The following is a 14,367-nucleotide window of genomic DNA, read 5'->3' on the forward strand; positions in this document are numbered from 1 at the left end:
ACATACAAATTTCTTCATAATTTTATTCCTCCCAAATTTTAACTATTACATTCTTTATATTCAATTATCTTAAAGTCATTTCAATATTTTGTCTTATTTAAGTGCTTCTTTTGAATCACCTTACATTTATTATTATATAATAATTATTATTAATTACAAGCTTTTTTTGAAAATTTTTTAAAATTTTTTTTATTTTCTTCGTAATTGATAATATATATCAATTACTGATATAACTAATCTCTTCAATATTCAATTAGATATTGATTATCATTTGATAAAATAATAAAGGCTTACTTTAATTCTTTTTATCTAATTATTAAATAATAATTATTATTTAATAACAGACTAACAATATTCATTCTCAAAAAAATATCTAGCACTACTTATATTTAGTGCTAGATATTTTTATACCTTAATTCTTTTTTTCTTTTTTACATATACCTACTGCTGATAAAACACATATAAGTATGGAAATACCTAATCTTAGCCAGTCCATATATAACCAAAACTCTCCTCCATATATTAAACTTGGAGTTGTATTATACTCATCAACATAAATCCCAATATTATAAAATAATTTAAGTGTTATTATTAAAGAAATACTACTTAAAATAAATATAATTATATTTAAAAACTTATTCTTCATAATATTTTCCTACCTCTATACCAAAATTAGAATATTACTTTAAAACTATTATTGATTTAAATAAATCTCCGTCTATTTCTATATTAAATTTACCACCATGAAGCTCTACTATACTTTTTGCTATTGCAAGTCCTAATCCAGAACCATCTGTACTTCTAGATGAATCACCACGTTTAAATCTATTAGTTATTTCATTTACATCAAAATTTAACTCATAGGCTGAAATATTCTTCATAACTATAGTAACTTCATTTTCTTCGTTCTTACTCATATCAATATATACCCTTGTATTACTTAAAGAATACTTTACTGCATTAGAAATAAGATTTTCAAATACTCTATATAATCTCTTTCCATCACCATTTATAAATATTTTTTCATCTGGAATATTTAATTTAACTTCTAACTGCTTTTCATTAAATCTTTCATCATTTTCACTAAAGCCTGTCTTAATAATTGACCAATATCTAGCTTACTAATATTAAGCTCCATTGCTCCACTTGCAGCCTTAGATGCCTCAAATAAATCTTCTATTAAAACCTTAAGTCTTTGAGATTTTTTATCTAGTATATTTACATAATCTCTAGCACTTTCAGGTTCTATATTTTCTCTCTTTAATAAATCAATATAATTAATTATTGATGTTAGCGGTGTTTTTAAATCATGAGAAACATTAGTTATAAGTTCTGTTTTCATATTTTCACTCTTCATCTCATTTTCAACAGACTTTCTTAAACCTTCTTTAATATTATTGATATTATTAGCAAGCTCTCCTAAATGGCCTTCACCTTTTACATCAATTTTATAGTTTAATTGTCCTCTAGCTCCATCCTTTGCACCAATCATAATTTTATCTAAATAAAGTAACTTTCTAACAACTAATATAATTAACATTGCTGTAATTATAAGTCCTATTAATAAACATATTATAAAAATTTCTGGTATTGCTATTGATATTGCAAGTAGTAATCCTCCAACCACTATATATGTCATAATTATAATAAATATACTGTTTATTATAGATCCCTTAGTTGCTATTTTACTTAGCCCCTTATATATTCCAATAGTAATATTATTACTAAATAGTGTTCCTTCCTTATAATTAATAATTAATATTTTTATTAATAAATACATAATAGCTAATATTATTGAAAGACATATAACTGAGTTAACTTTTAACACTTTCATATATCCAATATAATACACATTATAAATATTAATTCTCCAAAAAATATAAAGTATTATTAATGGTGCTATTTTAAATTCAATTGGATAATCTTTTAATTTATTAATTAATCTATCCTCATCAATTCTTAATTCCTTTTTATCTTTAATTGCTTTTATCAATACTATTACTAATATTATTGATATAGCCATAATGCTAGCACTTACAGCTATTTTATTTACATTTTCTTGTACACTTTGTAAACTTTCATATACTATATCACCTGGTATAATATCCTCTGGCATCCATGTATATAATATTATATTGTGATTGTCCATGTTATAATTTTCATATCCAATACTTTCAGTAACTGCATAAACATGGTCATAATAATTATATTTCCCATTTATATATTTATTAATTGAGCTATTTTCATTAACTTCTTTACCATTAATAAATATCTTTTCTATTACGTTGCCGTTAAAATCTATATTTATTTCTCTTAGATATCTAGAACTTTTTTTTAGACTTGTTATATCCCTCTGTTCTTCACCAATCCACATATTATTTAACTTGTCATAGGCAGAAAATTGTAAATTTAAATATGATTTCAATTTATTGCTTAATATATTAAAGCTATTTATTTTTCTTTCTAAGATATAGTCATTTAATTTATCATCACTTAAAGTATACTTCTCTTCTATTTTATCTCGTTCTTCATTTAATATTTTTTCCTGCTCTTCATAGGATAAATTATTAAAGCTAGTATCATTATTGTATTTTGAGTATCTGAATTCTTCATATTCCTGATCTATTTGATCTCTTATTTCAGCTTTACAAATTTCTATATCATTTGTAGTTATATTATCTTTATTCTTAACATACTCTTCCGATTTATAATATAAGGAGTAATCCATAGCTAAATTTATATAATCATAGATTGTACCACTTAATTCTGTTTTACTATAAATAGAACTTGGAATTAAATATATTAAATTATTTTTTACTTCTAAAAAAGATAATATTATTGTAGAAGACAATATTAATATTAATAAATAAATAACATAACTTTTAATTTTGATATTTTTCAATTTTATATCCAATTCCCCACACCACCTTTAAATACTTTGGTTCCTTAGGATTAATTTCAATTTTTTCTCTAATCCTTCTTATATGAACAGCTACCGTATTTTCTGCATTATAACTTGGCTCATTCCATACTCTTTCATAAATTTCATCTATAGAAAATACCCTACCTGAATTTTTTAATAATAACTCCAGTATCCCTAACTCTGTAGCTGTAAGCTTTATGCTCTGTCCATCAACCAATACCTCTTTAGTTTCACTATTTAAAGATAATCCACCATTAATTATTACATTATTACTTTCCTCTTCTTTCTTCTTATTGTACTCTCCAAAAATAGTATATCTTCTAAGTTGTGATTTAACTCTTGCAATTAGCTCCAATGGATTAAATGGTTTAGTTATATAATCATCCGCTCCCATATTAAGACCTAATATCTTATCACTATCTTCCGATTTAGCAGATATTAATATTATAGGAATATTCTTTTCTTCTCTTATTTTCATTGTGGTTCTAAGACCGTCCATCTTAGGCATCATTACATCCATTAATATAAGATGAATTTCCTTTTCCATTAAAGCTTCTATTGCCTCTATCCCATCATAAGCTTTTATAACATTAATCCCTTCATTTCTTAAATATATATCTATTGCATCAACTATTTCTTTATCATCATCTACTACTAATACGTTATTTTTTATCATCTTTTAAGACACTCCTTTCATCATTTATTCATTATATCATGACAGTTAATGTTTCACTCATTTATATTCTAACTATACCTTACACTTAATATAATAAAGTTAAAGTCTTACAAATCTTTTAACATATTTATTACAAATTTCTTAAACATAAAATATTTTTAAAAGAAACCTTTTGCTAACTACATATTGATTTTAAATAAAATAAAGGTTGTATCAAAACTAAGTATAAACTTACTTTGATACAACCGCTATCTCTAAATAAAAATACTATTTAAATTTTATATTGTTAATAATAATCCTGCAATTGTTGCACTTAAAAGATTTGCTAATGTTCCAGCCATAATTGCCTTCCATCCTAATCTTGCAATATCCTTCTTTCTACTTGGTGCCATACCACCAATTCCACCTATAAGAATTGCTATAGATGAAATATTAGCAAAACCACATAATGAAAATGTTGCTATTGCTGTAGCCTTAGCTGATAATGTCCCCATAATTGGAGATAAACTTGTAAATGCAACAAATTCATTTAAAACAAGCTTTTGCCCTATTAATGATCCAACTGTAACTGATTCTTTCATTGGAACTCCAATAATTGTTGCTACTGGTGCAAATATATACCCCAAAAGAGATTGTAAGCTTAAATTAGATATTCCAAATATAACTCCAATCCATCCTATAATACCATTAATAAGTGCTATTAATGCTACAAATGCTAAAAGAATCGCTGCTATATTTAAAACTAATCCTAAACCGTCAACAGCCCCTTTAGCCGCTGCATCAACTACGTTAGCTGAATCATCTTTTACCATTTCTATTTCTTCATTTACTTTTGCTTGTTTTACTTCAGGTATTATTATTTTAGACATTATAAGTCCTGCTGGTGCTGACATAAAACTTGCAGATACTAAATATTCTATTGGAATTCCTAATAGTGAATATCCAACTAAAATTGAACCTGAAACTGAAGCAAGTCCACCGACCATAACTGTAAATAATTCTGATTCTGTAAGTTTTTCTACATATGGCTTAATTAAAAGTGGTGCTTCTGTTTGCCCTAAAAATATATTGGCTGAAGCTGATATAGTTTCTAATTTAGATGTTCCTAAAAGTTTAGATAATGCTCCACCTATTATTTTAATTATAAATTGCATAATACCTAAGTAATACAAAACCGATACTACTGCTGATATAAATATAATTACTCCTAAAACATTAACAGCAAATATACTTCCATCATTAGTTAATGATCCAAATAAAAATTTTATTCCTTCATTTGCATAACTAATTACTGATTGTACTCCTAATGCTATCTTGCTTAGTACATATTTACCTACACTCCACTTTAATACAGCAAATGCAAATGCAAATTGAATAACAAATCCAATTATTATAGTTCTCCAGTTTATTTTCTTCTTGTTATTTGAAAACAAGAAAGCTACTAGAAATATAAATACTATTCCTAGGATACTATTTAATATCGCCATAAAAATATCCCGTCCTTTGTTAAATGTTATTTCTTCTTTAGTTTTATCAAAAATATATTCTTATATTCTTTAAATACAGTAAATCTTACTATTTTAAAATACAGTATATATTTAAACTCTTAATATAACTTATCTTATTTCTTTGCCAAAAGGCATTAATAATACCTTGGCTATTTTGAAACAATTTATTATTTTTTATTTTATTCATTTAGAAAAAACTAATAATAAAAGTAATTTCATAAATTAGTATTTATATAAATATCAATGATAATCTATGGAGTTTATTATTGAGTAACTATTATAATAGTTACTCAATAATATAACTTGAATTCCAATTAATAATATTACTATATTTAAAACTATAATTCTTTGTTATATCTTTTAAGTATCACTCTTTTAATTTAGATGATTTTTTAGTTTTGTTTTCAGAAAACCCTTTTTTTATTTCAAAACACCCAACTAAAAATAAGAAACCACCAAAAGCCTTTTTTAATATTTCTGAAGATAAATAGTTAGCCAAAAAAGCACCACAAATAGCTCCTAATACTCCAAATGTCGCTATAGGTAGTACTAATTTCAAAATAACATTCTTATTTTTTATATGGATTGCAAGAGCAAAGATTGCCATTGGAATAGATGAAAGTAAATTAATACTTTGTGCAATCTTAGGGTCAACACCAACAAACATGACTAGCGCTGGTATAAGTATAGTTCCTCCTCCCATCCCCATGCCTCCAATAATTCCCGCAAAAAAACCTATTATTGTATAAATCATTAAAACACCATCCTAATAGCCGCTATTATCATTATAACCCCAAAGGCTATTCTTAAAAATTTCCCTGTAAGTCTACATAATAATTTAGCTCCAATAATTCCACCTATTATACTCCCAATGGCGACTTTCCATGTTAGTGTAAAATCATAAGTTCCTTTTGCTATATAAATAGCTGAACTTGCTCCTGTTAAAAATATAATTATAGCTAATGCTGTGGCATGTGATTTATGCTCTTCTACTTTAATGATATCATTAAGAATTGGTACTAAAAGAGTTCCTCCACCTGAACCAAAAGAGCCATTTATAAAACCTGTAAATAAACCTATTAATGAGTTTTTTATATTAAAACTCTTCTTTTCATTTTTCATATACCTCACCACCTACTTGTATTTTAACCATTTATCCTATTTTAATTTAAAATCACTATTATTTTTTCTATATTTCACCCTTTAATATTTTAAAACTTTTAAAATTTAATTCTAAATTCTTTTGTCATTCTCATTTATAGTTCTTATTTTTGTTAATATTGACTTACTTATATTTTTTGATATATAATTAGTTAAATTAATATTTTGCGTTGATAAGGAGTACTACTATTAGTACGTATCTTCAGAGAGCTGTTGGTTGCTGCAAAACAGTGATACACTTTTAGGAACTTGCCTTTGAGCTTACTTGTTAGAAGCAAGTACGGAATCCCCGTTATAGATTTGAGTGAGAAATTTAAAAATATTTTTAAAAGTATTTATTTATAAATTTCTAATAAGAGTGGTACCGCGAAATATAGCTTTTCGTCTCTTAATTGAGATGAGAGGCTTTTTTTATATATTTTTTCAAATTCAGGGAATAATTTAATTAGTTAGAAGTTAGAGGTTACTATTGGAACTCTTTTTAGAGTTTCTAAAAATATATTTTTAATTTACATAGTGTGAATTTTTTTAACTACTACCTCAAAACTACTAATTTAATATTGTTGTGCAATATTAAATTATTCTCGTAATATCTAAGGAGGGTTTTAACTATGAGTAACTACGGAACTGCTATTGATAAGAAGTGGCAAAAGAAGTGGGAAGAAACTGAACTTTACAAATTTAATCCAGATGCAGAGGGCGAAAAGCTTTATGTTTTAGAAATGTTCTCTTATCCATCTGGAAGCCAATTACATGCTGGTCACTGGTTTAACTATGGACCTGTTGATTCATGGGCAAGATTAAAGAAAATGCAAGGATATAATGTATTCCAACCAATGGGATTTGATGCTTTTGGTTTACCTGCAGAAAACTTTGCAATTAAAACAGGAATTCATCCATGGGATTCTACTGAAAAGAATATAAAGACTATGGAAGAACAATTAAGAGCTATGGGAGCTATGTTTAACTGGGAAAATGAAGTTATAACTTGTACTCCTGAATATTATAAATGGACTCAATGGGTATTCTTACAATTATTAAAGAATGGTTTAGCTTACAGAAAAAAAGCTCCTGTAAACTGGTGCCCATCTTGTAACACAGTTCTAGCTAACGAACAAGTTGTTGATGGTGCTTGTGAAAGATGTTCAACTGAAGTTACTAAGAAAGATTTAACTCAATGGTTCTTTAAAATTACAGAATATGCTGATGAATTATTAGAAAAGCTAGATACTTTAGATTGGCCAGAAAAGACAGTTGCTATGCAAAAGCATTGGATTGGTAAGTCTACTGGTGCTGAAGTTAATTTCAAAGTTAAAGATTCAGATATTAACTTTAATGTATTCACAACAAGAGTTGATACTTTAAATGGTGTTACTTATGTTGTTTTAGCTCCTGAAAATCCATTAGTTGATGAATTAACTACAGCTGAAAATAAAGCTGCTGTTGAAGAATATAAAGAAGCTGCTAAAAAACAATCTGATATAGAAAGACAATCTCTTACAAGAGAAAAAACAGGTGTATTCACTGGATCATATGCTATAAATCCTATAAATGGTAAAGAGGTTCCAGTTTGGGTTGGAGACTACGTTCTTGCAACTTATGGTACTGGTGCTGTTATGGCTGTTCCAGCTCACGATGAAAGAGACTACGCTTTTGCTACTAAATTTAACTTACCAATAGATCAAGTTATAACTAGCAAAAAAGGCGGAGAAGTTGAATTACCATACTGCGAATATGGAGTTCTAGTTAATTCCGGTGAATTTGATGGATTAACTACTGAAGAAGCTAAAGAAGCTATTGTTGAAAAGCTAGCTAAACAAGGTTTAGGATCTGCTAAAGTTAATTACAGATTAAGAGACTGGTTAGTTTCAAGACAAAGATATTGGGGTGCTCCAATTCCAATAATTTACTGTGAAGATTGTGGTGCTGTTCCAGTTCCTGAAAAAGACCTTCCAGTTGAATTACCATATAATGTTGAATTTGCTCCAGATGGTAAGTCACCACTTGCTAAGTGTGAAGAATTCGTAAATACTACTTGTCCTTGTTGTGGTAAGCCAGCTAAGAGAGAATGTGATACTTTAGATACATTCGTTTGTTCTTCTTGGTACCAAATGAGATACGTAGATAATAAGAATGATAAAATCGCATTTGATAAAGAAAAAGTAGATAAGATGCTTCCAGTTGATAAATATGTTGGTGGACCTGAGCATGCTTGTATGCACTTATTATATGCAAGATTTATAACTAAGGCTTTAAGAGATATGGGTTATTTAAGCTTTGATGAACCATTCAAGAGCTTAACTCATCAAGGACTTATCTTAGGACCAGACGGATTAAAGATGTCTAAGTCTAAAGGAAATACTATCTCTCCAGATGATTACATCAAAGAATATGGTGCAGACGTATTTAGAATGTACTTAATGTTTGGATTTGCTTACACTGAAGGTGGAGCTTGGAGTGACGATGGTATTAAATCTGTTGCTAGATTTGTAGATAGAATTGAAAGATATCTAACAATGTGCAGAGAAGCTATTGAAGCTGGTACTAACAATAAAACTACTATGGATAAAGCTGAAAAAGAATTAAACTTCTGGTTAAATAATGCTATTAAAGGTGTTACTGAAGACGGAGAAAAGATGCAATTCAACACTGCTATTGCTAGAATGATGGAATTCATCAATGCTTTATCTAAATACATGAAAGAAGAAACTAAGAACTTAGATTTCTTAAAGACTGTATGTGAAAGCTTTATTAAGATTTTAGCTCCGTTTGCACCTCATTTTGCTGAAGAGCAATGGTCATTATTAACTGGTAAGTACTCAGTATTCAATGAAGCTTGGCCAACTTTTGATGCTAAAGCTCTTGTTAAAGATGAAATTGAAATAGCTATCCAAGTTAATGGTAAGATTAAAGCTAGAATCAATGTTGCTTCTGATTTAAATGAAGAAGGAATTAAAGCTGCTGCTTTAGCTGATGAAGCTATTGTTGCTGCTACTGAAGGAAAAACTATAATAAAAGTTATCGTTATTAAAGGAAGACTTGTAAATATAGTTGTAAAATAATATTATTAAAAGCAAAATACCATGAGGTATTTTGCTTTTATTTTACCCAATATACTAATAAAATAAGTTATAATTAAATATACATTTAATTATCAAAATTAACTAATTTTGTCTATAAATAATTGGAGGCTTATTAATGAATATACGAATCGCTAAACCTGAAGATGCAAAAAAACTTGTTGATATATATAAATATTATGTTGAAGAAACTTCAGTAACATTTGAATATGATATCCCCTCTATTGAGGAATTTACTAAAAGAATTGAAAAAACTTTAAAAAAATACCCTTATCTAGTAGCAGAAAAAAACAATAAAATTTATGGATATGCTTATGCAGGTGCTTTTAAAGGAAGACGTGCTTATGATTGGTCTGTTGAAACTTCTATTTATGTAAAAGCTGGTATATCAAATCATGGAGTTGGTACTTTACTTTATAAAGAACTTGAAAGATATCTTAAACTTCAAAATATAATTAATGTAAATGCTTGTATTACTTATCCTAATGAGCAAAGCGAAAACTTCCATAAAAAATTTGGATATAAAGTTGTTGCTCACTTCACTAAATGCGGTTATAAATTTGGAGAATGGAAAGATATGATTTGGATGGAAAAATTCATTGCAGAACATAACATTCCACCTAAAGCTATGATTCCATTCTCAAAACTTAATTTAGGTTAATATTAAAAGCACATGGTACGAATTTTCATTACCATGTGCCTTTGTTTAATAATTTTCAAAAGTAGTTTGTAATTTTAAATAATTTAATGTGTCTTTTAATATTTATCCATGAAAATATCCTGTCCTAGCTGAAACTACAACATAAGGAACTTCTGAACCATCCTCATTTACATATGCTTCATATAAATCGCCTTCTAAAAACTCTATTTTAGTAACTTCTTTCCCATATTTATCATATAAGTCTTTTTTAAATAATTCTTCCCAATTAGCCATTATAGGAGCATTTAAAGTAATATAATTTGCTAATCCTTCTATATTATCTAAACTTCCACCCTGAGCTACATATTCATTGGCCAAGCTTTCTATATTAACATTATTCAAGAATGCTTCACTCCACTTTAATTTCAATGCTTCCGGCTTATCATTCTGTCCATTAATAATATAATTCTTAACCTTTTCAACAACTTCATTCATATCTATATTTTCTGTTTGCTTTGAATTATCAACTTCTGATTTTTTACTTACTTCATTATCTTTATTTTCTGTTTGTTCAGATGAATCTTCTATCTTATTTTCACTTGCTTCATTATTTTCTTTCAAAGATGATATTTCATTTTTCTTATCATCTACCTTATTATTTTTATTTGAATCATTGCTACATCCAACTAAAAATAATGTACATACTGCCATTATGCAAATTATACTTTTAATAACCTTACTCATTCTTCTCTACCCCTCTATATATTATTACTTTTATATTTATTATTTTTAAGTATTTTATATTTTTTATGTCTTTAATTATTGAAAGATACTTACAATTAACTTATCCGTGTCATTTGACATTTTCTAATTATCCATCTTTCATTAATCTTTTCTGCTTCTGCAATAAATCCAATTGCTCCAATTCCTGAAACCCACTTCATACCTTCAAGTGAAACTTCATTTGAGTTATTCTTTAAATATTTATTAACATTAAAAACAAGTCCATCTTTAAAACTCAGATTTTTAATATATCCTTCATCTTCTAATTCTTTAAAGGTTTTATCAAGCATAGTTACTGAATATTTTTTTGAAATGTATTCAAATAATTGCTCGTTATCTTCTTGGGAAAAATCTTCAAATGATTTTGTATCTATATTTATATACTTCTTTAAATCATCATTTAGCCCTTTATCAATCTCCCATACCAAATCAAATATTTCTCCATATAATTTAGCTTTTTCAGTCTTTAATATTTTATCTTTAAACCTTTCATTCTCTGAAGTTTTAACAAAATAAGCTCCTTGCCTATTTTCAATAGTAGCTTCATCCTTTGCTAAAATTTTACCTGTATCCTTTTCTTCAATTTGTAATATAATTTTATTTTCCCTATAATCTCCATCAACATAGCTCACTTCATTATATGGTGCAAATTCAACAATCTCTCCATCATTTATAATTTCTCTATAAGGACCTTTATCTCCTATAAATCCATCTATATTCTCACCTTTTAAACTATAAAATTCACCATCATTATAAATATTTTCTTCAACTATCCAATGATATTGAATTTTCTTATCTATGTTACCTTCTATAATAGGAGTAAATCTTACTCCATCATGAAAAAAGCTTGCTTTATCACTCCTTATTGTAACTTTAATTTTCTCTTTTTCACTTTCTATATTTTCCTTGTCTTTTTCTATATAATTAATTTCTTCTATATCACTAGCTTCTATTTTATTCTTTCCTTCTTCATTATAACATTCTACCTTCTCTACTTCCTTACAACCTAAAATAAAAATCAAACCTAATATCAATACTATACTAGATATCTTTTTAATATTATCACCTCCTAAAGATTCTCTATATCTAACTCACAATTTTATTAATATATTTTATCCTATATACTTAAATATTATCTTTTATCACTTAATTTTCATTGATACTTAATTTCTAATTCATCTAAAGTACCTTTATTCTTTTTATGATTTTGTTAATCTGTAAGTATTCATACTCAAAAAATTTTCTCTTATTTGATTTAAATATATCTACTTCTAAATAGCTTTTCTTCTACACTATAACTCATTATGATATTATATATTTATATAAATTACTGTAAATTGGAGATTATTAAAATGAATATTACAATTAGAAAAGAAAATACTGAAGACTTTAAAATAATTTATGATTTAATAAAGAACTCTTTTAAGCATGCTGAACATAGCGATGGTACTGAACAAGATTTAGTTAATAGACTTAGAACTTCAGAAAGTTATATTCCTGATCTTTCATTAGTAGCTACAATTAATGATAATATAGTTGGATATATTATGTTTACAAAAATAACTATCAATAATGAAAATGATAAATATGATTCATTAGCACTAGCCCCTCTTGCAGTAAGCACTGATTATCAAGGTATTGGCATTGGTAGTATATTAGTTAAAACAGGATTACTAAGTGCTAAAGAATTAGGATATGAATCAGTAGTTGTTCTAGGAAGTGAAAAATATTATCCTAGATTTGGATTTAAAGAAGCTTTAACATTTGATATTAAAGCTCCCTTTGATGTTCCAAATGAAAATTTTATGGCAATTGAATTAAATAAAAATTCTTTAAAAAATGTATCTGGTACTGTTGTATATGCTAAAGAATTTTTTGAATAAATTTTAAATTGTTATATAGTAATTAATACTTAAAATATACTTAAAAAATCCAAATAGGCACTATTTCTATATAGCCTTATTGGGATTTTTTAATATATATTTATTACTGCTATTAAATATAGGTATTACAATATTACTTAACTAAAAAAATAATATATTACTAAGTTAATTATATGAATCAAATTAATTAATGCATATACACCAATTAAAACTTTACTTGCAAGTAATGATCTCTTCATTTGTATAATAGTAGATTTTTCACTTCTATAATACCAATATGCTAAAATTAACGCCATACCTCCTATTTTTAAAAAATACAATACTATTCCATCTATTATCGTATTTAAAAAGAAATTAACTTCGATAAATAAATCTGGTGCTGAAGTTAATAAAAATTTAGTAAATAATAAATCACTCAAATTCAATAAATATAAAAAAATTAAAATTTTCTTTAATTTATATTTACTATTTCCCCTTATATCTATAACATTAGTTTTCATAAACTTCTCCACCTACCATTCCTATTAATATGCTTTTGTAATTTTTTTACTTATATTAAAATTATACACCACTTCTTATTACAATAGTAATATTTTTACAATTAATAGTTCCTGTTTACTTCTTATCTAATCATAAATTCTATAAGGTTTATAATTTATCAGTCTTTTCTATTTTAATAAGAAAAAAAGCATAACTACTAGCCTTAGACAAACTCTGTCTTTTGCTATTAATCATGCTTTTTTGTTATACATTTAATACTTCTTTAAACTCTGCTAAAACTTGTGATACTAGATTCTCATCTAACTTTTCATAATACTCTAAAAGATTTGATTCTTGAATTGCTTCAAAAGCTCTTCTACTTGACTCCATCCAATTTTCAGGTATATAGACCCATACTATTTCATTATAGCTACAACTTAATAAGAAATGCTCCATTCCAAAGAAACTATATTCTTCAATATTATGAAGCTCATTAAATTTTTTATAATCACTTACTATTTGAGATGTTATTTTATATTCATAAATATCCGCATAGAAAAAATCAAAATTTTCAGGCTTTGCTTCAAAAGCATCTCCACATACTATAGTTACTTTTTCATTTTTATCAAAGTTACTATAATATAAATCTATTACTTCCTTACTTATTTCATATACTATTATTTCTTTAACATCACTTTTTTTTGCCATTTCCTCAACTACATATCCAAGCCCAAGTCCTACTACTCCAACTTTACCCTTTGCCATTTTTATAGCAAAATATGATGCTTGAATTTCAAGAGGAGTTAATCTCATCCAAATATGTTCAGGTCCATGTAATTCTAATATTTCTAAATCTACACTATCCTCTTTTGTATATAAATATCCCTGAACTAATCCTTTTAAACCATCTACACTTTTTATTTCATAATCCCCAATTTTATTTTTCTTAATTTTATTATTAGATTCATTTATTTTATTTAAAACATATTCTTTTTCAAAAGGTTTCAACTTTAACAATTCCTTTCTAAATGTTATCAAAACTGAAATTTAACTAACACATGGTAAATTTAACCTGATTTTTTATAAATAAATTAAATATTTTACTATAATTATACCTTTATATTATATTGTCAATTTATTCAAATTTCAATATGTTCTATTTTTATTTTGAGGAATTTTTTTACAGTATATATATAAAAAACATGTTGCTATTTCCGACTAATATGGTATACT

At 26.4% G+C, this 14,367-nt stretch carries 13 protein-coding genes, 1 pseudogene and 1 other annotated feature; of the genes and pseudogenes, 3 read left to right on the forward strand and 11 right to left on the reverse strand.

Going from position 1 to position 14,367, the window contains the following annotated elements:
• Positions 1-412: 412 nt before the first annotated feature.
• The 7 genes and pseudogenes from HMPREF0216_RS12375 to HMPREF0216_RS12400 all read right to left on the reverse strand — a co-directional run bounded on the left by HMPREF0216_RS12375 (position 413) and on the right by HMPREF0216_RS12400 (position 6,229).
• Entirely contained in the window at positions 413-646 is a 234-nt protein-coding gene (locus tag HMPREF0216_RS12375) for a hypothetical protein (RefSeq protein WP_005214747.1), read from the reverse strand.
• An 88-nt stretch (positions 647-734) separates the two neighbouring features.
• Positions 735-1,103, reverse strand: a pseudogene (locus HMPREF0216_RS16830) (ATP-binding protein); the annotation flags it as partial.
• Positions 1,049-2,914, reverse strand: a complete 1,866-nt coding sequence (locus HMPREF0216_RS16455; protein ID WP_005214751.1) for a sensor histidine kinase — start codon at positions 2,912-2,914, stop codon at positions 1,049-1,051. The gene HMPREF0216_RS16455 and the pseudogene HMPREF0216_RS16830, both read right to left, overlap by 55 nt.
• Positions 2,883-3,599 carry a response regulator transcription factor gene (locus tag HMPREF0216_RS12385; RefSeq protein WP_005214753.1) on the reverse strand — a complete coding sequence of 239 codons (717 nt, stop codon included), beginning with the start codon at positions 3,597-3,599 and terminating at the stop codon, positions 2,883-2,885. The genes HMPREF0216_RS16455 and HMPREF0216_RS12385 overlap by 32 nt, the downstream gene beginning before the upstream one ends.
• 278 nt (positions 3,600-3,877) lie before the next feature.
• Entirely contained in the window at positions 3,878-5,086 is a 1,209-nt protein-coding gene (locus HMPREF0216_RS12390; protein WP_005214755.1) for a NupC/NupG family nucleoside CNT transporter, read from the reverse strand.
• Positions 5,087-5,474: 388 nt separating this feature from the next.
• Positions 5,475-5,861, reverse strand: a complete 387-nt coding sequence (locus HMPREF0216_RS12395; protein WP_005214758.1) for a sulfite exporter TauE/SafE family protein — start codon at positions 5,859-5,861, stop codon at positions 5,475-5,477.
• Positions 5,861-6,229, reverse strand: a complete 369-nt coding sequence (locus HMPREF0216_RS12400) for a sulfite exporter TauE/SafE family protein (RefSeq protein ID WP_005214760.1) — start codon at positions 6,227-6,229, stop codon at positions 5,861-5,863. Before HMPREF0216_RS12400 ends, HMPREF0216_RS12395 begins: the two co-directional genes overlap by 1 nt.
• 200 nt (positions 6,230-6,429) lie before the next feature.
• Positions 6,430-6,660, forward strand: a binding site (T-box leader).
• A 219-nt stretch (positions 6,661-6,879) separates the two neighbouring features.
• Between HMPREF0216_RS12400 and leuS the strand changes: the two genes are divergently transcribed.
• Positions 6,880-9,330 (forward strand): leucine--tRNA ligase, encoded by a 2,451-nt coding sequence (leuS, locus tag HMPREF0216_RS12405; protein WP_005214762.1) that lies wholly within the window; start codon positions 6,880-6,882, stop codon positions 9,328-9,330.
• Positions 9,331-9,466: 136 nt separating this feature from the next.
• The gene (locus HMPREF0216_RS12410) at positions 9,467-10,009 is read left to right on the forward strand and encodes a GNAT family N-acetyltransferase (RefSeq protein WP_005214763.1); all 543 of its coding nucleotides are present in this window, start codon (positions 9,467-9,469) and stop codon (positions 10,007-10,009) included.
• A 102-nt stretch (positions 10,010-10,111) separates the two neighbouring features.
• On the opposite strand, the gene HMPREF0216_RS12415 is transcribed toward HMPREF0216_RS12410, so the two are convergent.
• A complete protein-coding gene (locus HMPREF0216_RS12415) occupies positions 10,112-10,732 on the reverse strand; it encodes a hypothetical protein (RefSeq protein WP_005214765.1) in 621 nt (206 codons plus the stop codon).
• Between the two features lie 95 nt (positions 10,733-10,827).
• Positions 10,828-11,793, reverse strand: coding sequence for a hypothetical protein (locus HMPREF0216_RS16460; protein ID WP_147576269.1), 966 nt, complete (start codon positions 11,791-11,793; stop codon positions 10,828-10,830).
• A 330-nt stretch (positions 11,794-12,123) separates the two neighbouring features.
• Here HMPREF0216_RS16460 and HMPREF0216_RS12425 point away from each other — a divergent pair, with 330 nt between their 5' ends.
• Positions 12,124-12,654 (forward strand): GNAT family N-acetyltransferase, encoded by a 531-nt coding sequence (locus HMPREF0216_RS12425; RefSeq protein ID WP_005214770.1) that lies wholly within the window; start codon positions 12,124-12,126, stop codon positions 12,652-12,654.
• Positions 12,655-12,791: 137 nt separating this feature from the next.
• On the opposite strand, the gene HMPREF0216_RS12430 is transcribed toward HMPREF0216_RS12425, so the two are convergent.
• Both HMPREF0216_RS12430 and HMPREF0216_RS12435 read right to left on the reverse strand, forming a co-directional pair.
• Positions 12,792-13,154, reverse strand: a complete 363-nt coding sequence (locus tag HMPREF0216_RS12430; RefSeq protein WP_005214772.1) for a DUF5658 family protein — start codon at positions 13,152-13,154, stop codon at positions 12,792-12,794.
• Between the two features lie 244 nt (positions 13,155-13,398).
• A complete protein-coding gene (locus HMPREF0216_RS12435) occupies positions 13,399-14,142 on the reverse strand; it encodes a polyamine aminopropyltransferase (RefSeq protein ID WP_040419872.1) in 744 nt (247 codons plus the stop codon).
• Positions 14,143-14,367: the final 225 nt, after the last annotated feature.

Source organism: Clostridium celatum DSM 1785, from assembly GCF_000320405.1.
Lineage (GTDB): Bacteria > Bacillota > Clostridia > Clostridiales > Clostridiaceae > Clostridium > Clostridium celatum.